This window comes from Thermosynechococcus sp. FA-CM-4201, assembly GCF_054689355.1.
In genome coordinates this window covers 1209478-1227919 of the sequence record NZ_CP079920.1, presented here as the reverse complement: position 1 = coordinate 1227919, position 18442 = coordinate 1209478, and the positions used below count along the sequence as shown (strand labels likewise).

Annotated in this window: 19 protein-coding genes; 8 read left to right on the top strand and 11 right to left on the bottom strand. The window is 54.1% G+C overall.

Translation table 11 applies throughout. The features are described 5' to 3' along the window. Nucleotides 1-4: 4 nt before the first annotated feature. Nucleotides 5-1177 carry a murein transglycosylase A gene (gene mltA, locus KV190_RS05950; RefSeq protein WP_460195019.1) on the top strand — a complete coding sequence of 391 codons (1173 nt, stop codon included), beginning with the start codon at nucleotides 5-7 and terminating at the stop codon, nucleotides 1175-1177. Here the strand turns inward: mltA and KV190_RS05945 are convergent, their stop codons facing one another. Genes KV190_RS05945 through KV190_RS05935 form a run of 3 tightly spaced genes read right to left on the bottom strand, consistent with a single transcriptional unit; the run spans nucleotide 1178 to nucleotide 3656 of the window. After that, nucleotides 1178-2227: a zinc-dependent alcohol dehydrogenase gene (locus KV190_RS05945; RefSeq protein WP_460195017.1), complete on the bottom strand. Its 1050-nt coding sequence runs from the start codon at nucleotides 2225-2227 to the stop codon at nucleotides 1178-1180. 18 nt (nucleotides 2228-2245) lie between these two features. Continuing rightward, nucleotides 2246-3364: a phospho-N-acetylmuramoyl-pentapeptide-transferase gene (mraY, locus tag KV190_RS05940; protein ID WP_460195016.1), complete on the bottom strand. Its 1119-nt coding sequence runs from the start codon at nucleotides 3362-3364 to the stop codon at nucleotides 2246-2248. Nucleotides 3365-3410: 46 nt separating this feature from the next. Further along, the gene (locus KV190_RS05935; RefSeq protein ID WP_460195014.1) at nucleotides 3411-3656 is read right to left on the bottom strand and encodes a DUF3134 domain-containing protein; all 246 of its coding nucleotides are present in this window, start codon (nucleotides 3654-3656) and stop codon (nucleotides 3411-3413) included. Nucleotides 3657-3835: 179 nt separating this feature from the next. On the opposite strand from KV190_RS05935, the gene KV190_RS05930 reads away from it, so the two are divergent. Beyond that, nucleotides 3836-4159, top strand: coding sequence for a hypothetical protein (locus tag KV190_RS05930; RefSeq protein ID WP_460195013.1), 324 nt, complete (start codon nucleotides 3836-3838; stop codon nucleotides 4157-4159). Nucleotides 4160-4190: 31 nt separating this feature from the next. Here KV190_RS05930 and metK read toward each other — a convergent pair whose 3' ends face one another. Continuing rightward, nucleotides 4191-5441: a methionine adenosyltransferase gene (gene metK, locus KV190_RS05925; protein WP_460195012.1), complete on the bottom strand. Its 1251-nt coding sequence runs from the start codon at nucleotides 5439-5441 to the stop codon at nucleotides 4191-4193. A 184-nt stretch (nucleotides 5442-5625) separates the two neighbouring features. Between metK and KV190_RS05920 the strand changes: the two genes are divergently transcribed. Beyond that, entirely contained in the window at nucleotides 5626-6525 is a 900-nt protein-coding gene (locus tag KV190_RS05920) for a CoB--CoM heterodisulfide reductase iron-sulfur subunit B family protein (RefSeq protein WP_460195011.1), read from the top strand. Here the strand turns inward: KV190_RS05920 and KV190_RS05915 are convergent. Then, nucleotides 6522-7079, bottom strand: a complete 558-nt coding sequence (locus KV190_RS05915; protein WP_460195010.1) for a 5-formyltetrahydrofolate cyclo-ligase — start codon at nucleotides 7077-7079, stop codon at nucleotides 6522-6524. The two genes, KV190_RS05920 and KV190_RS05915, sit on opposite strands and share 4 nt — an antisense overlap. A gap of 68 nt (nucleotides 7080-7147) precedes the next feature. Here KV190_RS05915 and ureA point away from each other — a divergent pair, with 68 nt between their 5' ends. The 3 genes from ureA (at nucleotide 7148) to KV190_RS05900 (ending at nucleotide 9249) form a co-directional block, all read left to right on the top strand. Beyond that, nucleotides 7148-7450, top strand: coding sequence for an urease subunit gamma (gene ureA, locus KV190_RS05910; protein WP_460195009.1), 303 nt, complete (start codon nucleotides 7148-7150; stop codon nucleotides 7448-7450). A 174-nt stretch (nucleotides 7451-7624) separates the two neighbouring features. After that, nucleotides 7625-8923 (top strand): threonine synthase, encoded by a 1299-nt coding sequence (gene thrC, locus KV190_RS05905; RefSeq protein WP_460195008.1) that lies wholly within the window; start codon nucleotides 7625-7627, stop codon nucleotides 8921-8923. A 50-nt stretch (nucleotides 8924-8973) separates the two neighbouring features. Continuing rightward, nucleotides 8974-9249 (top strand): MoaD/ThiS family protein, encoded by a 276-nt coding sequence (locus tag KV190_RS05900; protein WP_149817514.1) that lies wholly within the window; start codon nucleotides 8974-8976, stop codon nucleotides 9247-9249. Between the two features lie 68 nt (nucleotides 9250-9317). Here the strand turns inward: KV190_RS05900 and KV190_RS05895 are convergent, their stop codons facing one another. Continuing rightward, nucleotides 9318-9683: a hypothetical protein gene (locus KV190_RS05895; RefSeq protein ID WP_460195007.1), complete on the bottom strand. Its 366-nt coding sequence runs from the start codon at nucleotides 9681-9683 to the stop codon at nucleotides 9318-9320. Nucleotides 9684-9760: 77 nt separating this feature from the next. After that, on the bottom strand, nucleotides 9761-10846 hold the full coding sequence (locus KV190_RS05890) for a hypothetical protein (RefSeq protein WP_460195006.1): 1086 nt from the start codon (nucleotides 10844-10846) through the stop codon (nucleotides 9761-9763). A 235-nt stretch (nucleotides 10847-11081) separates the two neighbouring features. Here KV190_RS05890 and KV190_RS05885 point away from each other — a divergent pair, with 235 nt between their 5' ends. Continuing rightward, complete coding sequence (locus KV190_RS05885) at nucleotides 11082-13322, top strand: transglutaminase TgpA family protein (RefSeq protein ID WP_460195005.1); 2241 nt, start codon at nucleotides 11082-11084, stop codon at nucleotides 13320-13322. On the opposite strand, the gene KV190_RS05880 is transcribed toward KV190_RS05885, so the two are convergent. Beyond that, complete coding sequence (locus KV190_RS05880) at nucleotides 13319-14659, bottom strand: hemolysin family protein (RefSeq protein ID WP_460195004.1); 1341 nt, start codon at nucleotides 14657-14659, stop codon at nucleotides 13319-13321. The two genes, KV190_RS05885 and KV190_RS05880, sit on opposite strands and share 4 nt — an antisense overlap. Before the next feature lie 296 nt (nucleotides 14660-14955). Here KV190_RS05880 and KV190_RS05875 point away from each other — a divergent pair, with 296 nt between their 5' ends. Then, nucleotides 14956-16008: a potassium channel family protein gene (locus tag KV190_RS05875; protein ID WP_460195003.1), complete on the top strand. Its 1053-nt coding sequence runs from the start codon at nucleotides 14956-14958 to the stop codon at nucleotides 16006-16008. Here KV190_RS05875 and KV190_RS05870 read toward each other — a convergent pair. Genes KV190_RS05870 through KV190_RS05860 form a run of 3 tightly spaced genes read right to left on the bottom strand, consistent with a single transcriptional unit; the run spans nucleotide 15990 to nucleotide 18432 of the window. Next, on the bottom strand, nucleotides 15990-17162 hold the full coding sequence (locus KV190_RS05870) for a glycosyltransferase (protein ID WP_460195002.1): 1173 nt from the start codon (nucleotides 17160-17162) through the stop codon (nucleotides 15990-15992). The two genes, KV190_RS05875 and KV190_RS05870, sit on opposite strands and share 19 nt — an antisense overlap. Nucleotides 17163-17167: 5 nt before the next feature. Further along, a complete protein-coding gene (gene rsgA / locus KV190_RS05865; protein ID WP_460195001.1) occupies nucleotides 17168-18214 on the bottom strand; it encodes a small ribosomal subunit biogenesis GTPase RsgA in 1047 nt (348 codons plus the stop codon). Beyond that, nucleotides 18211-18432, bottom strand: a complete 222-nt coding sequence (locus tag KV190_RS05860) for a sulfurtransferase TusA family protein (RefSeq protein WP_460195000.1) — start codon at nucleotides 18430-18432, stop codon at nucleotides 18211-18213. Before KV190_RS05860 ends, rsgA begins: the two co-directional genes overlap by 4 nt. Nucleotides 18433-18442 lie beyond the last annotated feature (10 nt).

The following is an 18442-nucleotide window of genomic DNA, read 5'->3' as shown; positions in this document are numbered from 1 at the left end:
GTCTATGGCGGGTTTATTCGCAGGATGGGTTCAGGGGGTCGTGATCCTCGCAACGAGCGCGATCGCTACAGCACCAACGGTTGCTCCCTTGACGCGCCAAAGCCAACTACCCCCAACGGTTGCCCTAGATACGGCTCTCTGGCAATCCCCCAGTGAACGCGCACGACTGCTGCAAGCGATTGATCATAGTTTGCGTTACCTGCGCACCGATAAAGCGCGCCGCGACTACGCCGCCTACACTGCTCCCGGTCAACCCGGCGCCGCCCTTGGACCCAATCTCCATCAGCGAGTGATCCGCTCCCTCGAACGCTTTCGCCATCTGGTACAAACCCGTCGCTCTGCGGCAGAACTACAAGCATCTGTCAAACGTGAATTTGTCTTTTATCAATCCATTGGCACCGATGGCCAAGGGCGAGTGGATTTCACGGGCTATTATGCACCGACGTATCGTGCCAGCTTAGTGCCCACCGCAGAATACCGCTATCCTCTGTTTCGTCGCCCCCCCAATTTTGAGCAGTGGCAAGAGCCGCACCCAACCCGCTTGGAACTGGAAGGGGCGGATGGTCAGCAGTGGCGCAAGGGGCCTTTGCGGGGTCTGGAACTGGTCTATTTGCGCGATCGCCTAGAGGCCTTTCTGGTGCACGTCCAAGGGTCGGCTGAACTGCAACTGCCCGATGGTCGCCGCTTTACCGTCGGCTATGCCGGTAAAACCAACCACCCCTACACCAGTATTGGCCAAGAACTGATTCGCGATGGCAAAATTGCCCGTGAGGAACTGACGCTACCGCGCCTCATGGCTTACTTTGAGGCCAACCCTGCTGAGCTAGATCGCTATTTACCTCGCAATGCCAGCTTTGTCTTTTTTGAACACACTCAAGGGCGTCCCCCCACGGGCAGTCTCTCAACTCCGGTGATTCCAGAGCGTTCGATCGCCACCGATAAGTCCTTGATGCCCCCGGGTGCCTTGGCGGTGATCAACACGAAAATTCCCCTCAAAGCCCAAGGCCAATGGCAGCAAACCCCCGTCAGCCGTTTTGTCTTGGATCAGGATACCGGCAGTGCCATTCGCGGGCCGGGGCGTGTGGATATTTTCATGGGCACGGGGGAGGTGGCCAAAGCGCGGGCGGGTCTGATCAATACGCCGGGGCAGTTGTATTATTTGCTCCTGCGGGACTAGCTAGGGGTGCAGCGCTACTTTAATGACTTGGCGCGCCTTCATTGCTTGCAGGACATTTTCAATCTCCGTGAGGGGGGCTTGGCCACTAATCAGTTTCTCGAAGGGCAGTGTGCCGCTGGCAATCAGTTGCAAGGCTTGGCGGACAAATGTGGGTGTGTTGTGAAAGACCCCCTTGAGGGTGAGTTCCTCGTAGTGCAGGCGCTCAGTATCAACGCGGATTGAAGTTTCGCGGGGGCAGCCACCAAAGAGGTTAATCGTGGCACCGGGGCGACCACAGGCGATCGCCGTTTCCCAAACTTCAGGAACCCCCGTGGCTTCAATGACAATATCGGCACCGCGTCCTTGCGTCCACTCTTTAACCACCGTGGGAATATCGCTGCACTGGTGATGATTGACCGTTTGCTCTGCCCCAAAGGTGCGGGCGATCGCCAGCCGCTGATCGGAACCACCAAAGGCGAGGACTCGTGCTCCCTGTTGTGCCAAAACCCCCATAAACATCAGGCCAATGGCACCATCCCCCAGCACCACAATTTGCGGTGGACTCGGCCACGTCGCAACCATTGCGGGGTCAAAGCCAGAGCGGGCAACACCATGCAGAACACAGGCGAGGGGTTCGGTAAGCGCTGCCAAGGCAAAGGAGAGGGACTCCGGAATAGGCAGTAGATTCTGGCGGACAATGCTGGCGGGAATTTTTAGGTACTCGGCAAATGTGCCATTGTTAAACTCCAGATGGGGACAGAGGGAAAAGGCCTGCCGCTGACAGTAAAAACACTGGCCACAGGGGGCAGAATTATTGGCCACCACGCGATCGCCCACCTGCCAACGGGTCACGCCTGCTCCGAGAGCAACAATTTCCCCAGCCGCTTCATGGCCAAAGAGAATCGGTGGCGTTAGCATCCGTGCATGACCACCGCGCCGCCATACCTTCAAATCCGTACCACAGGTGGTGGCGGCCTGAACACGAATCACCACTTCCCCCGGCCCCGGCGTCGGATCAGCGACGGTTTCAATGCGCACATCTTCTTGGCCGTAGAGCACTGCTGCTTTCATTGCTCTTCTCCCATCGGATTAGGTCAACCCTTGCAGGAGGCCACAGAGCAGTCCCAAGAGGGCAACCACCCCATAGAACGTACTCACCACCCGCAGTTCTGACCAGCCCCCCAACTCAAAGTGATGGTGCAGAGGTGCCATCCGCAGCAGCCGCTTGCCCACACCGTCAGGGCCTTTGGTTGCCTTGTAGTAGAGTACTTGGGCAATGACGGAGAGGGACTCCACAAAGAAAAGACCACTGACAATCAACAGTTCCCAGAGGTGATGACTCGCTAAGCCAATGCCCGCAAGGAGTGCCCCAAGGGCTAGTGAACCTGTATCCCCCATAAACACCCGCGCCGGATGGTGATTGTGCCAGAGGAAGCCGAGGCAGGCACCACTCATCACCACTGCCAGAATTTGCAAATCGGGATGGGCGGTCAGAATAATGCCTAAAGCGAGGAGGGCGATCGCCGCCGTGCCCCCGGCAAGACCATCGAGACCATCAGTAAGATTGAGGGCATTCCCTTCCGCCATCGGCACAAAAATCGCCAAGGGAATAAACGCCATCCCTAAAGGCCAAACCCACCCCCAAGGCGCGGTCACTACCGTTGCCGTTGGATCACTCCCCACCAGCCAAGCACAAAAAAGAGCCGCCCCAATGCCCTCAAGGAGGAGCCGCAGTCGAGCCGATAACCCTTTGTTGGATTTGCGCCGCAGAACTTGCCAGTCGTCCCACCAGCCAATGGCAGCATACCAAAGCACCAACAGGGCGATCGCCCCCACCGCAGCCGATACTTTCCCCTGCGCGAACCCCGTCCACAGGAGCGCCAGACCTAACCCCGTCGGCACAAAAAAGATTCCCCCCATCGTCGGTGTGCCCGATTTTTGCAGGTGAGATTGCGGGCCATCTTCGCGAATAATCTGCCCGGTTTTCAACCGCCGCAACAGGGGCACCACGGCCATGCCTAAAACCGCAACGATGACAAAACTCAGTAACCAAGGCAGGGTCAAGGTTTGCAACGGTTGTTGCCAATGGTTTGCGCCGGTATCGTAGGCAATGCTAGCAATGAGCAGACCAATAGCGAGAAGGCCAAAAAGTCGCTGTCCTGTCAGCCAACGGGGTTCAATGGCAGCCGTGGTTTTGGTGGAGGGCATGGGGGTAGCTCTAGCACATCACTCCGATAATAGGGGGATCTGTGCCCTACTCCTCAAGCCCTAGGTCATCTTCTTCGTCGTAATCGCCCAAGGAGTCACCAACAAATTCCTCAATTTCACCCATATCATCGAGGGTGCTATCGAGGATCGGGTCTGCCTCATTGGCATCACGGGCAATTAATCGACCCGTTTGCTGTAACCATTCCAAAATGGAGCGATCCGAACGGCCCACAGCGGTTAAGTTCTTTTGGGAAATCGGTTCTTCGTACAAAGAGGGGTTGTATAGGGTCATAGGGCTAGGGTGAACGGTATTGTGATAGTCCAATCCTTTAGTCTAACGTTTGCCCCTAGGAATGTAAATCTGTGCTTTGTGGCGATCGCCCAAAGTGGCACATTCTCTGGAACCTGCCTAGACTGGAGAAGTCACTAAAAGCATGGGCATGAAACTTGGATACACGAGGGATAAAAAGAATGTCTTTACTCAACAAATCATCCATCACCTTGGCGGTTTTAAGTGCAGTGTCCCTCGGCGGGGGGGCGATCGCTGCTCCCTATCCCCCAGAAGTGGTTTCCCGATTTACCAGTGAATGTACCACTGCTCTGCAACAACAGGTGCCGCAGATGGCGCAATACGGCAATGCCTACTGTACCTGTGTGATCAATGAACTGCAATCCTCGCTGACCTTGGCCGAGTTTCAGGCGATCGGTGAAAATGTGCAGACCAATGTCACTCCCGAAGTGCGCCAGATGCTCACCAACACAGCACAAACCTGCCTACAACGAGTCACCCAATAAGCGAAGGGGGAAAAATTCCCCCCATATGTTCCTAGACTGCGCTTAGAAACTGAGCGGCAGCGGCTTGCAGATCGGCGACTTTATCGAGTTTTTCCCAAGGTAGGTTGAGGTCATGACGCCCAAAGTGACCGTAGGCAGCCACATCTTGGTAGAAGCGACCACCGCGATCTTGGGGCAAGTGGCGCAGGCCAAAGGTTTGGATAATGGCAGCGGGGCGCAGATCAAAGTGGGTTGTAATCAACTCCAGCAGTTGCTCTGGGGCGAGTTTACCCGTGCCAAAGGTATCCACAAAGAGGCTCATGGGGCGAGCAACGCCAATGGCATAGCTAATCTGTAACTCGCATTTGTCGGCTAGGCCTGCGGCCACAATGTTCTTGGCAATGTAACGGGCCATGTAGGCGGCACTGCGATCAACCTTAGTGGGATCTTTCCCAGAAAAGGCACCGCCCCCGTGACGGGCATAGCCACCGTAGGTATCAACGACGAGTTTACGTCCCGTGAGTCCCGAATCCCCCTGAGGACCACCAATGACAAATTTGCCCGTGGGATTGACGAGAAAGCGGGTCTTGTCATCGGGTTTAATTGCTAGATCCGCAAAGACAGGGTTAACGACGGCTTCCCATAGATCGGCTTTAATCTTTTCTTGGACGGCGGCTTCGTCGCTGATGTCACCAATGGTGGCCGTATGTTGGGTGGAAATCAGGATGGTATCAATGCCCACGGGCTGGCCATCCTCATAGATGACGGTGACTTGGGTTTTGCCATCGGGACGCAGGTAAGGCAGTTGACCGGTTTTGCGGACAGCGGCCAAGCGACGCGCCATGCGGTGAGCCAAACTAATGGGCAGGGGCATATACTCAGGGGTTTCGTTGCAGGCATAGCCAAACATAATGCCCTGATCACCCGCCCCAACGCGATCCAATTCGGCATCACTGAGGCGTTCCCGTGCTTCTTGGGCGGTGTCCACCCCTCGGGCAATATCCGGGGATTGCTCATCAAGGGCAACGATAACGGCACAGCTATTGGCGGCAAAGCCATTTTCGGCATCGGTGTAGCCAATTTCACGGATTTTCTGCCGGGCTAGGTTGACGTAGTTGACCTGTGCTTTGGTGGTAATTTCTCCAGTAATCAGCACCAGACCCGTATTGACGACGACCTCAGCAGCAACGCGACTCTGGGGGTCTTGGGTGAGCAGCGCATCCAGAATGGCATCGGCAATTTGGTCGCAAATCTTATCGGGGTGGCCTTCAGTGACGGACTCCGAACTAAATAAGTAACGCAAGATAGCACTCCTATGGCATGGGTTGTTGAAAGAACTGCAAGAAATTGGCTTATAGTAACACGGACTTTTGACGAAAAAACAAGGACGGGTTTCTAAATCTTAGGATTATACCTGAGCAGTAGGCCACACGAGTCAACCTGAGGATTGGCTAGACTAGGGGCAGATTTCAGGCTTTTCAGGTTGTATGTCTGCTTTACGCTATGCCTACTATCCCGGTTGTGTGGCTCAAGGCGCCTGCCGGGAATTAGACCTCTCAACGCGGGCGATCGCCCCCCTGTTGAATATCGAGCTGGTGGAACTGAAGGAGGCCAGTTGTTGTGGCTCAGGCACGTTTAAGGAAAATTCGTGGCTACTGGAAGATACCGTCAATGCCCGCAACATTGCCCTTGCAGAACAGTTGGCTTTGCCCCTGTTGACCCATTGCAGCACCTGTCAGGGGGTGATTGGCCATGTGGATGAACGCCTCAAAACCTTTCAGCGCGATCGCCCGGCGTATGTGGCAGAAATTAACCAAGTGTTGACCCAACAGGGCTGCGCTCCCTACCAAGGCACCACAGAAGTTAAGCATTTGCTCTGGGCGATTGTCGGCGATGTGGGCATTGACGAGTTGCGCGATCGCGTCCGTCGTCCCCTCAGCGGACTTCGCTGCGCTGCCTTTTATGGCTGCTATCTGCTGCGTGCCCAAGAGAGGCTGCCCTTTGATCACCCGATTCACCCCACCTCAATGGAACAGGTGTTTGAGGCAGTAGGCGCCACCCCCGTGGAATATGAGGGACGCACCCAGTGCTGTGGTTGGCCCATTTCTAGCTATGCAACGGCGGCCAGTTTTGCCATGGCGGCACACCGACTCCAGAGCGCGATCGCCAGTGGGGCGGATTGCATTGTCACCCCCTGCCCCCTGTGTCACCTGAATCTCGATGCCCGTCAACCAGAGATTGCCCAGCAGGTGGGAGTTGCCCTCAATTTGCCGATTCTCCATTTGCCGCAACTGGTGGGTCTAGCCCTTGGCCTGAGTCCAGAGGAACTGGGTTTAAGAAAACACGTGGTTTCAACGCAGCCGGTGTTGGCAAAACTAGGGCTTTAGCTGATTTCCAAGAGGCCTGATTCGGTGCAGATCGCTTGCAGTGGCTGATCCCACGGATCACGGGGCAATTCTGCTAGAACCGCTGACTCAAAGACAATTCCCCAGCGACACACGTGCTGCCAATCGGGGTGGGCAAAGAGGCGATCGAAAAAACCCGCTCCATAGCCGAGACGGTACCCTTGGCGATCGCAGGCAACGGCAGGCACCAAGCAAAGATCAACACCCGCTGGATCAATCGGGGGCGCTTCGGGGGATGGTTGCCAAATGCCATAGCGTCCTTGCTGGAGAGTGTCTTGGTTGCCATTAAAACAATGCCACCGCAAATCCTGACCCACGACACGGGGCAAGCCCCACTGTTTCGGGAGTGACCAGAGAAAGCGCAAATCGGGTTCGCGGCGATGGGGCACATAGGTCAACACCGTGGTTGCCTGTTGAAACTGGGGATGATTAAGCAAGTGCTGACAAATGCGCTGACTGCGATCTTGCCACTCGCGATCGCTCAATTGCTGCCGCCATTCAAGGTAGTGTTGTCGCAGTTTGACTTTATCGCTCATTGATTTTCTGGGCACCAAAGCCACAAGTTAAGATAGAGGCCAAAGTTGAGTGTTTAGCCTGAGGAACGATGCAACTGTCCCCCCAAGAAAAAGACAAGCTCCTGATTTTTACCGCCGCTCTTGTGGCCGAACGTCGTAAAGCACGGGGTCTCAAGCTCAATTATCCCGAAGCGGTGGCCTATATTTCCGCTGCCATTTTGGAAGGGGCGCGGGAGGGGCGCACGGTTGCTGATTTGATGAACTATGGCACAACGCTGCTCAGGCGTGACGATGTCATGGAGGGGGTGCCAGAAATGCTCACAGAAGTACAAGTCGAGGCAACATTTCCCGATGGCACAAAGCTGGTGACGGTGCATACCCCCATTCGCTGAAGTCTGAAAAAGCTGCAAGTTAACGCCAACCAATGACTAGCCCTGTATCCCCAAGGGGCGCAGGGAGAATTTTTGCAGTCATTCAAATCCCGATAAAAATAGTCGGATATGTTTGACAGGGCGATCGCCCCCTGCTAGGATGGTCAACAACTTGTCTGAGGCAGTCTGAGACCCATGACCGCAACGTTGACCTCTACCACCGAAACCGCCTACTTTACCCACCTCAAATGCAAAGAGTGTGGTGCAGAGTACGAACCCCAAGCCATTCATGTCTGCGAATACTGCTTTGGCCCCCTAGAGGTAAAGTACGATCTGAGCCAATTGGCGGCAGCCGTAACGCGCAGCACAATTGAAGCGGGGCCGAAATCCATTTGGCGCTACCGTCCCTTTTTGCCTGTGACATCGGCCAACCCCATTGATGTGGGCACAGGGATGACTCCCCTCGTCAAAGCCCAGCGGCTGGCTCGGCGGCTCGGACTCAAGCATCTGTACATCAAAAACGATGCCGTGAATATGCCCACCCTCAGCTTTAAGGATCGGGTGGTATCGGTGGCGTTGACGCGGGCGCGGGAATTGGGTTTTACGACAGTCTCCTGTGCCAGTACCGGCAATTTGGCGAATTCAACGGCGGCGATCGCGGCTCATGCGGGGCTAGATTGCTGTGTCTTTATTCCAGCAGATCTGGAAGCGGGTAAGGTCTTGGGGACACTCATCTATGGGCCAACGGTGATGGCCGTTGAGGGCAACTACGACCAAGTGAATCGCCTGTGCTCGGAAGTGGCGAATACCCACGGGTGGGGGTTTGTCAATATCAATTTGCGCCCCTACTATTCGGAAGGGTCAAAGACGCTCGGTTATGAGGTGATTGAACAGTTGGGCTGGCAGCTTCCTGACCACATTGTGGCTCCCTTGGCTTCTGGCTCTCTGTTCACGAAAATTTACAAAGGCTTCCGCGAATTTGTGGAAGTGGGTCTGGTGGCTGATAAACCCGTGCGCTGTAGTGGTGCCCAAGCGGTGGGCTGCTCCCCCATTGCCCAAGCCTATGCTGAGGGGCGGGATTTTGTGGCACCCGTGAAACCCAACACCATTGCTAAGTCCATTGCCATTGGTAACCCCGCCGATGGGGTCTATGCCCTCGACATTGCCCGCAAAACCAATGGGGCGATCGCGGCGGCCACCGATGAAGAAATTGTGGCAGGCATTAAGCTGCTGGCGGAAACGGAAGGTATTTTCACGGAAACCGCTGGCGGTACCACAATTGCCGTTCTCAAAAAGTTGGTGGAATCGGGCAAAATTGACCCCGAAGAGGTGACGGTGGTCTATATCACGGGCAATGGCTTAAAAACCCAAGAGGCAGTGCAAAACGACATTGGTCAACCCCTGACGATTGAACCCAAGTTGGCCAGCTTTGAGCGTGCCTTGGAGCGATCGCGCACCCTCGAACGGTTGGATTGGCAACCGGTATTGGTCTAGTCGGTTTTGCCGACGCTGTGTTGAAATTTATGGATGGTTTGTAGAGGTCTATGGCTGTTACTGTTTTGATTCCCACTCCCTTGCAAAAGCTCACCCGCGATCAAGCAACGGTGGAGTGCCAAGCCCAATCGATCGCTGAGCTTCTCGAAAAGTTAGAGCAGGACTGCCCCGGCATTAAAGGGCGCCTCTGTGATGAAAGTGGCCAACTGCGGCGATTCGTCAATTTCTACGTCAACAATGAGGATATTCGCTTCCTCAATGGCATTGAAACGCCCCTCAAGGATGGCGACGAAGTCAGCATCATTCCGGCGATCGCTGGCGGCTAAGCAATAGGAATTTGCTCCTGTTGAGATGATTCAATGCTGATCACAGGAGCATCAAGCCCACATTTAGATTAGATATTTTTCACGTCATTGAGAAAACGCTGGTAGTAGAGGTCTTTGAGGCTTTTCTGCACATAGTCTTTTAGCTCGGGGGGAAGAGAGAGACCCAAAAGTGATTTAAGTTCCTCTTCAGTGTAGATTTGTGCTGTTAAGGGCTGGTTTTTGAGCCATGCCGCAAGCCGCTGATAGAGGACTCCCCAAAGGGGGCGATCGCCCCGGCCTTCAAGCTGGGCTTGTAGATCCTTCAACCAACGGCTGGCCACGACCCGCAGCAACAACCACCGCAAGCGAACTGACTCCTGCCACGATCGCCACTGCTCGCGAACCTGCTCCTGTATCTTTTGCAGCTTTTCCTTCAGGTCAGAAAGACTCAGCATCAGCGTTATAGACTCTTTTCTTCATATCTAGCACAGAGATCTAGACCATTAGTAGCCTCCTTGAAGGAATAGTAGTGTCACTGAAGGAATAGTGATGTCACTCGTTCAGGTGTAAGTACTGCTAATTCAAGACCTTCAACTTCTGTAGTGATTTTTTCAAATTCTTGAAATGTTTCACGCATTGTACCAATCATCAAAGCTACATCAAGCAAGCAAATTTGCAAGGCCGCAGATGATTTTTTAGCTTCTAGGCGAGTTCTAAGATCGCCACAGGCTTTAATTGCTTGAGAAGAGGCTTGATCGGTTTTGTCTTTATACTCTTGCCATGCTGCTAACATGCGCTCAACTATTTCTCGACTATTACGAATTTGAGATTTATAGGTTTCAGCCGTTACTGGATCAATCGCTGGCTTATTCGCTAACCGTTCTAAGTCGGCAATTTGACTGTTAATTTTCTGAATACGTTCACGAATTGATTTATCGACTTCACGAATTTTATCTAGGCCATAAACTTTGAACTGATCTAGATACTTTATAATAGCCTTAGCAAGTTCATGAACTAAAACTCCATTATAAACTATAAGTTTTTTTTGCTTTTCTTTATCACCTGCTATCTCTGCACTTTCTAGTTCACCAAGTATTTGCTTGTTGACAAACGAAAATACTTCCACTGTAATTCCTAAAGATTGAACAGAAATGTTGATTTGCTTCTCGCCCTCAACAAGTCCCTCAAGCTGTTCACGTCTCTCTCGCGGCATTGCTGACAAACCTTCAACAGCTTCTTGCCAGTTTTTGTAATTTTCATTCTCAATTTGCTCTGCAACATCATGGATAATAAAACTGATTTTTGTTGCAAGGCTATTAATTTGCTCAGTAACCGCATTTGGTAAAAAAGACAAAGTTGCAGCATCACTGATCAACTTATCAGGAGCAAGTTCACGAGATTCTCCAGTACTAATTAGAAGGTCTGTACAACGTTTTACAAGGGTTAAACAGGCGTCTTTAGCAGCTTGCTTTTTAGCTTCAATGATAGGATCGTTATTTGGTGAGCGGCCTATAGGTGAGCTGTGTTTTTTTGAATCATCTTTTGCTTCAATACTACTTGAATTACTTTTGGTGCGTGCGTGTTCTTCAGCTTTGCGGATGAGTTCTTCAGGATCCATAAGTGCTCTTGCACCTCTCAAACTATGAATTAGCAGGTGAAGCTACCAACGTTAGGCATCACTATAGCACACCTAGACAAAAGAAATTTATCATTAAGAAATATCACAATTATTAGAGTTTGCTTATACAAATCATCGCTAGCGAGCGATCGCCCCCAACACTCCGAGCAAGGGATTCACCTGTTCTTGGGAAGAGATTTGTTAGGATCAGGGCACTGTTTGCCGCTGCTGTCCGATGTTTCAGTCTTGGTTGCAACCCATTGCTAATTCCCCCATGTTGGCTCCCGCCAAAGATGTTGAGGATTCCCTGCTGCTGCGCCTAGGGGTCTTGGGCATGGTCATTGTTGGCTTGGTGGCAACCGATGTGGCGGCGGATACTGCCAATAGTCTCTGGGCGGTTCCTCTCTCTATTGCGGGCTTTAGTTGGAGTTGGTGGGCACGGCGGCAAAGAAATGTTGTGGCAAAGCTGGCGATCGCCGTTGGGATGTTGACGGCATTGGCGATTTTTTTGGGGCGATTGGCCACCCTCAACCAAGATTCACGGATTCTGCTGACAGAACTCTTGATCCAACTGCAAGTGCTCCATAGCTTTGACTTGCCCCGCCGCAAAGATTTGGGCTACTCGATGGTGATTGCCCTGATTTTAATTAGTGTGGCGGCCACCCTCAGTCAAACCATGACTTTTGGCCTGTTTCTTGTGATCTTTCTGGCGATCGCCCTACCCGTACTCGTCCTTGACTACCGCTCGCGCCTTGGCCTACTCTCCACCACCCTGAAATCCCTGCGCTTGCCTTGGCGGCAATGGGTCGGCCTCTTTGCCCTGATTCTTGGCTTGGGGATGGTGGTCTTTGTGCTGCTGCCGCGCTTCCCCGGCTATCAGATTCGCACCTTGCCTGTCAGTGCCGAAATTCAAGTGGAAGGGGAGTTTGACCAAACCCGAGTGATCAATCCGGGCTATGTCAGTGGCCGTGGTGGTGGCGGTGTCGGCGAGGAACTGGCCAATCAAACCTTCGACCCGAACTTTTACTATGGCTTTGGCTCCGAGATTGATCAGACCTTTGGCGGGATCATGACCCCCAAGGAGTTAATGCGGGTGCGATCGCAAGCCCCCGGCTTTTGGCGCGTCCTTGCCTTTGATCAATATACGGGGCGGGGTTGGCGCATTAGTCGCAACGATGAGGCAGAAGTGCTGCGGCGTTCGCCTTGGAGTTTTCGCTATCTGCTGCCGCAACAACTCTCCCAAATGCCAACACGGGAAGTGATTCAGACCTACACCATCGTTTCTGAGTTTAGTAATCTCATTCCCCATCTCTACGAACCCCGCGAACTCTATTTTCCCACCCGCGAAATTGCCCGCGATCCCGATGGTGGTCTGCGTGCGCCAGTGCCCTTGCCCGAGGGGCTGACCTATTCCGTGATTTCCCAAGTGCCCGTGCGCGATCGCTCCCTGTTGCGCAGAGCGCCAAAATTAAATCACACCTTGGGCTATCAGTCCTACCTTGAAGTGCCCCCTGACTTGAAACCACGGCTGCAAGCGCTGGCCAAAGACCTTCTTGCCAAGGCCGATCGCTCGATTCCCGAACCCTACGAGCAAGCCCTCTACCTCACCCAAGCCCTGAAGCAATCCTATGCCCTGAAAACCGACATTCCCGAACTAGGCAAAGATCAAGACTTGGTCGCAGCCTTTCTGTTTGAGTGGCGGGGGGGCTATCCCGATCACTTTTCCACGGCGTTGACGCTGCTGCTGCGCAGTATTGGCATTCCCAGCCGCTTGGTCACCGGTTTAGGAACGGGAGAATTTAACCCCTTTACGGGCTTGTACGTGGTTCGCAATACCGATGCCTATGCCCTGACGGAAGCCTACTTTCCCAATTTGGGCTGGTTTCTCTTTGATCCGATTCCGGGGCACGATCTCTATCCAGCCACCCTAGAGGTGGATCAGACCTTTAGCGTCCTCCAGCAGTTTTGGCAGTGGGTCACGGGATGGTTGCCGACCCCAGTGACGGGATTCTTTGGCACCGTCTTTGCTACCCTCGAAACCGCTTTGCAAAAATTCTTTGATCTGTTTAGCCAAGGGCTGGGGGGCATTGTCCAAGGGATTTTGATTCTCTTTGGTGGCGTCATTGTTGTCTGGGGCTTGTGGTATGCTCTCCAGACGTGGCGATATCGTCAACGCCTGCAAAAATTGCCGCCGATCGCCCGCCTCTATGTACAAATGCTCGATGGTCTTGCCCAGCAGGGATTACCAAAGCGACCCAATCAAACCCCTTGGGAATATGCGCGATCGCTGCAAACCTCTGGCCGTCTTGATGCCGTCAGTCAACGTGCCATTGAAACTCTGACACAGGCCTATGTGGCTTGGCGCTATGGTGGTGATCAGCCCCCCTTGCCGCCCCTGAAGCGCGCCCTGAATCAACTGCGACAACAACGCTGGCGATCGCTGCAACGCACGGTAGCCGATTTGCGCCGTCGTTAATCCTTGTCCTTGGGATTGCTCTCATCGGCGAGGGCATCATCGCTCACTAGTTCGGTCACCAGCACCTTATCAACGCGGTTGCCATCCATATCCACCACCTCAAAGCGCAGGCCATCGGTTTCAATGTAATCTCCCGACTGGGGAATGCGCCCAAACAGCGTAATAATTAACCCGCCAAGGGTGTGGTAGTTGGCCGTGTCCTCCTCAGGTAAGCTTTCCCGCCGCAGCAATTCCTTGAGTTCATAGGTAGAAAGCAGCCCATCCAGCAGCCAAGAGCCATCCTCCCGCTGAATAATTTGCGGTTCCTCCCCCTCATCATGGCGCAGCGTGCCAATAATCGCCTCCGTGAGATCATTGAGCGTCACCAGCCCTTCGATGCCCCCGTATTCATCAGTAATCAGGGCAATGTGTTGACTCGACTGGCGAAAGAGTTCAAGAACATCAAGCGCCGGTAGGCCTTCGGGAACAAAGAGTGCTGGTTGCAAAAGCTGGCGCAGGTCAATCTCTTGCTGGGTGAGACGGGCAGCCAAAAAGTCCTTGGCTGAAATAATTCCCAAGCAGTGATCGATGGTTTCTTCAGCCACGGGAAACCGCGAATGGGAACTGGCCAGAATTTCCGCTTCCATTTCTTCAAGGGAAGATTCAATATCCAGCCAAACGATATCGGTGCGGGGGGTCATGATCGACTGAATCGGGCGATCGCCCAAGTTGAAAATCCGTGCCACCATGTCCTGCTCCGCCACCTCAAAGAGACCCGCCTGTGCCCCCTGCTCAATCAGGACTTTGATTTCATCCTCTGTAACTGTTTGGTCAGCAATGGTGGCAATGCCCAATACTTGCAGGATGGTATCTGTGGAGACGCTGAGTAAATGCACAATCGGGGCGGCTAATTTCGTCAGCCATGTCATGGGTTTGGCAATATTGCAGGCGATCGCCTCGGGGTACGTCATGGCAATCCGCTTGGGCACCAGTTCACCAATCACCAAGGAAAGGTATGTAATCCCTGTCACCACAAGAGCAATACTCAAAGGCTGGCTATATTGACCCAACCACGGCACGGGACTGAGGGCAGCCTGTAAGCGCTGGGCAAGGGTGGCACCCCCCACAGCACCACTGAGAATCCCAATCAGGGTAATCCCAATTTGTACAGCCGAGAGAAAATTATTCGGTGAGTTGGCGAGTTTTAGGGCTGCCTTCGCCTTGCGTTGACCCCGTTTTGCCAGTTGCTCGAGGCGGACTTTGCGTGCAGAGACCACTGCGATTTCAGCACCAGCAAAAATGCCATTGGCGATGATGAGCAGCAGCACAAGTAAAATTTCTAAGGCAGCGGCAGACATTGCAGCTATTCTTCTAGGGGCAACCCCAGATATACATTCTCAGTCGGCATCGTCGGTGGTCAGACTTATTCAAGAGACTGCTCCTTTACTGCCGATGTTGTTTCCATGATGATGAATAAATCGCTCCTCTGCCATATCGCCCAGGGAATGAGATGCCGTCCTTGAGTAGTCTTGGCTGTTTTGTGGGTGTTCCATTCTGTTCCAAAGGGCTGTATAGCAGTCAGGATACTGGAATCTGGAAGACTCTACAAGGGGGCGGAATCTTAGAATAGACGTGATGTTTCCCTCGCCAACCAATGCACGAGCGGCTTCAACGCTTCCTTACCCTAGGGGCGATCGCGATTCTGGTGCTGTTAATTGTGGCTTTTCTCTGGAGCGAAGAGGCACTTCAGTCGCCGAGCCGAGCTTGGGAGACCCTCAGTAATGCAGTGATTACCTTGGTGGGGGAGTATCCCGATCGCCCGCGCACCCTGCCGGGGCAAGTCCTGCAACTGCTGCTACTGCTCTTTGGCACCTTTGCCTTCGGTGCCCTGATTGGCAAGTTTTCTTCCTACTTTGTCACCCAAGCCCTTGCCCAAACGCTGCCCATGAAATCCTTTAGCAACCACATTATTGTCTGCAATTGGAATGCCAAGGCTCCCCTTGTACTGCGGCAACTCATTGAGGCCAACCGCCACCATCCCCGCGATATTGTCCTGTTGTGTGCGGAACCGATTAAACTCGACCTTGAATTCCAAGAGCGCGCTGATGTTTTTGTCGTGCAGGGGGATCCCACCCATCACGGTACCCTCGAACGGCTCAATGCCCCTAAGGCCAAGGCGATCATTCTGCTTGCCGATGCCGATATGGAAGCCCCCGATGAAAAAAATGCCCTCATTGCCCTTGCGGTGAAGCACCTAGAGAAAACCCCCGGCCAAGAGCAGGATATTCATGTGGTGGCCGAGTTGGTGAATAGCGATCGCCAGCGCCACCTCAAGGAAGCAGGGGTCGATGAAGTGATTTCTAGTCAGGAGTATAGTTCCGGCATCCTTGCCCAAAGTGCCCTCTTTCGCCAAATGTCCGAGGTCTATCGCCAACTCCTGACCTACTCTGACCACACCAATGAGTTTTACTTTATTGAGCCGGGGTACTATCCCGCCACCCTCTATGGCCTCTCATTTCCTGCCCTGAGTGCTTGGGTGAGTGAGTACAGCAGCCACCACCCCGACAATCCACTGCTCCTTGTGGGGATTCGCCGCCAAAATCAACAGGTATTGCTCAACCCGCGTCCCACAGACTTTCAGAGCCTTGACCCCAGTGACACCCTGATTGTGATGGCCTATCGCCCGATCTATGACTTGCGCGGATAAACCCGTCCTTTCCAAGCCCCCCCCCGACCTTGCCAGTGGCGCCGCGCCGAATCCAGTGTCATCAGCGTATAGAGGAAAGCAATCACGGGCAGTGTCAGTGCCCAAGCCCGATTGAGGCCATAGAAACGCACCGTTGGCCCGTAGGCGATCGCCATCAAGCCCCAAGTGAGTCCCGCCATGACGGCTAAGGGCAGCGAGTGACCGATCAGACCGATAGCAAGGGCAAGGGGCGCCCACAAATACACTAGGGTCATGCCAATCACGGTTCCCAGCAGCAAGAGGGGCGAATAGGACAACTGCGTATAGGCGGTGCGAGCCACCATCTGCCAAATACTGCCGAGCGTATTGTAGGCACGCAGACTCACGGTGGTCGGTGTCAGCCCCAACCAAATGCGATAGCCGGCTTGCTTGACAGCGGCGGCCAAAGAACAATCATCAATCAGGGCATCGCGAATACAGGCAATGCCACCTATCTTGTCCAGCGCCACAGGATCAATCAAAATACAACCGCCGGCGGCCGCTGCCGTTGCCCGCTGTGGATCGTTGACCCAGCGGAAGGGATAGAGCTTGGCAAAGAAAAAGACAAAGGCGGGAATGAGCAATTTTTCCCAGATACTCTGGCAGCGCAGTTTCACCATCAGCGAGACAAGGGCACACTGTTGCTGACGGGCATGGGCAACCAATTGCCGCAAATTTTGGCGATCGTGGGCAATATCGGCATCCGTGAGCAGCAAGTAATCGGGATCAAACGCACGGGCGGCCTCAATACCTTGGGACAGTGCCCAGAGCTTACCTGACCAGCCGGGGGGGAGCGGTGTGCCTTCAATCACCGTCAGGCGATCGCCCTTGCCCAGTTCCAGCGCCGTTTGGCGAGCGATGTCTCCTGTGCCATCGTCACTTTGATCATCCACCAAAATTAGGTGTAGGGTGCCTGCATAGTCCTGTTCTAGGAGCGATCGCACACTGGTAGCAATGACCGCCGCCTCATTACGGGCTGGAATGACAACCACTACCCTTGGCCAAGTCCTGAGGTCTCCCCCCTGTAGCCGCTGATCCGTGCGCCAAAACTGTCCCCAAAACAGCAGCAAAACCAGCCAGATCACAAGGGAAAGCGCCGTTACACTCAACAGGATCAGGGTTAACACAGGGGGCATAGTGATTACAGTTCGCTATCGAGGACTTCTTCAGCCATAGGATTGAGGTGCTGATGTTGCTGCCGTCGCGATCGGCGGCGATATTTTTTCGGATCCAAGAGGGGTTCAAGGCGCTGCTGCCCTTGGCGGTCACTCTTGGCCTTGACTGGGGGCGCCTTCCCTAAGGATGGCTCTGCACTGGCCATTGTTTCTAGCTCATGCAAATACTCAATGTAGAGGGGATAGCGCTCCCAATCACCGCGTACACAGCAGCCCGGCTCCTGATCGTGGCGACAGTTATCAAAGAGGCACCGCTCCTTGCTCAGCCGTTGGCGAATCTCTGGAAACGCTGCTGCCAATTGCTGGGGGTCTGGGGGCAGTTCCGGCTGATTAAAGCCCGGTGTATCGGCAATCCAGCCCCCCGCTGGTAGGGGAAACAGTTCCACATGGCGAGTGGTGTGCCGCCCCCGGTGCCAGTGATCCGAGACCGCGCCAACGCGAATATCTTCCCGAGGGGTCAGATGGCGGATCAAGCTACTTTTGCCCACACCCGACGGGCCACAGACAACTGTAATCTTATCGGCGAGGTGGGGGTGCAGATGTTGCCAATCGCTTCCTTGGGTGAGACTGAGGACATGGCAGTGATAGCCCCATTGATGCAGGCGATCGCGCCACTGCTGTTGCTCTTGGGGCGAAACTAAATCCGCTTTGGTGAAAAGCACGCGAATCTCCACCTTCAGACCCTCGGCGGTCAAGAGAAAGCGGCTAATTTGATGGACATCGGCAGGGGGGTCGGCCAAGGCAAAAAGGAGCAAAATCTGATCGACATTGGCGATCGCCGGGCGTGGCAATTGATTGCGGCGGGGTAAAATCTCAGCGATCGCGCCGCGGTGTCCTTGCCAGTCGGGATGGCTCACCACCACCCAATCCCCCACACACACCTGTTGCCCCATCTTCTTGAGGCGGGCGCGGCGCACACACAGTAGCTCCTCAATGCCATTGGCGGCTTCCCGCAGGCGGACACGGTAGTAATTGGCCTGAACAGCCCGCACCAAGCCCACCAGTTCACTCATGCCGGACGCTGCACCTGAAGGGCAAAATAGTCCTGCCGTGGCTCAATCCCGAGGATATCGTAGCCCGCCATCCGCAAACTATCGGGCACCTGCTCAATGGGTTCCCCCGCATCCAACCACACCTCAAGGGGCTGCTGGGGGGGCAACTGTTGCAGTCGCAGTTTTGTGCGCACAAAGTTCAAAGGACAGGGCGTTCCCCGTAGATCCAATGTTTCCATGGCAGGGCAA

Excerpts from the sequence above, each read along its gene's own strand:
- mraY (WP_460195016.1), bottom strand. The coding sequence starts at position 3,364 with ATGCCCTCCACCAAAACCACGGCTGCCATTGAACCCCGTTGGCTGACA.
- KV190_RS05860 (WP_460195000.1), bottom strand. The coding sequence starts at position 18,432 with ATGGAAACATTGGATCTACGGGGAACGCCCTGTCCTTTGAACTTTGTG.
- thrC (WP_460195008.1), top strand. The coding sequence starts at position 7,625 with ATGACCGCAACGTTGACCTCTACCACCGAAACCGCCTACTTTACCCAC.
- KV190_RS05935 (WP_460195014.1), bottom strand. The coding sequence starts at position 3,656 with ATGACCCTATACAACCCCTCTTTGTACGAAGAACCGATTTCCCAAAAG.
- rsgA (WP_460195001.1), bottom strand. The coding sequence starts at position 18,214 with ATGAGTGAACTGGTGGGCTTGGTGCGGGCTGTTCAGGCCAATTACTAC.
- KV190_RS05930 (WP_460195013.1), top strand. The coding sequence starts at position 3,836 with ATGTCTTTACTCAACAAATCATCCATCACCTTGGCGGTTTTAAGTGCA.
- mltA (WP_460195019.1), top strand. The coding sequence starts at position 5 with ATGGCGGGTTTATTCGCAGGATGGGTTCAGGGGGTCGTGATCCTCGCA.
- KV190_RS05915 (WP_460195010.1), bottom strand. The coding sequence starts at position 7,079 with ATGAGCGATAAAGTCAAACTGCGACAACACTACCTTGAATGGCGGCAG.
- KV190_RS05890 (WP_460195006.1), bottom strand. The coding sequence starts at position 10,846 with ATGGATCCTGAAGAACTCATCCGCAAAGCTGAAGAACACGCACGCACC.
- KV190_RS05885 (WP_460195005.1), top strand. The coding sequence starts at position 11,082 with ATGTTTCAGTCTTGGTTGCAACCCATTGCTAATTCCCCCATGTTGGCT.
- KV190_RS05945 (WP_460195017.1), bottom strand. The coding sequence starts at position 2,227 with ATGAAAGCAGCAGTGCTCTACGGCCAAGAAGATGTGCGCATTGAAACC.
- ureA (WP_460195009.1), top strand. The coding sequence starts at position 7,148 with ATGCAACTGTCCCCCCAAGAAAAAGACAAGCTCCTGATTTTTACCGCC.
- KV190_RS05900 (WP_149817514.1), top strand. The coding sequence starts at position 8,974 with ATGGCTGTTACTGTTTTGATTCCCACTCCCTTGCAAAAGCTCACCCGC.
- KV190_RS05895 (WP_460195007.1), bottom strand. The coding sequence starts at position 9,683 with ATGCTGAGTCTTTCTGACCTGAAGGAAAAGCTGCAAAAGATACAGGAG.
- KV190_RS05920 (WP_460195011.1), top strand. The coding sequence starts at position 5,626 with ATGTCTGCTTTACGCTATGCCTACTATCCCGGTTGTGTGGCTCAAGGC.
- KV190_RS05875 (WP_460195003.1), top strand. The coding sequence starts at position 14,956 with ATGCACGAGCGGCTTCAACGCTTCCTTACCCTAGGGGCGATCGCGATT.
- KV190_RS05870 (WP_460195002.1), bottom strand. The coding sequence starts at position 17,162 with ATGCCCCCTGTGTTAACCCTGATCCTGTTGAGTGTAACGGCGCTTTCC.
- KV190_RS05880 (WP_460195004.1), bottom strand. The coding sequence starts at position 14,659 with ATGTCTGCCGCTGCCTTAGAAATTTTACTTGTGCTGCTGCTCATCATC.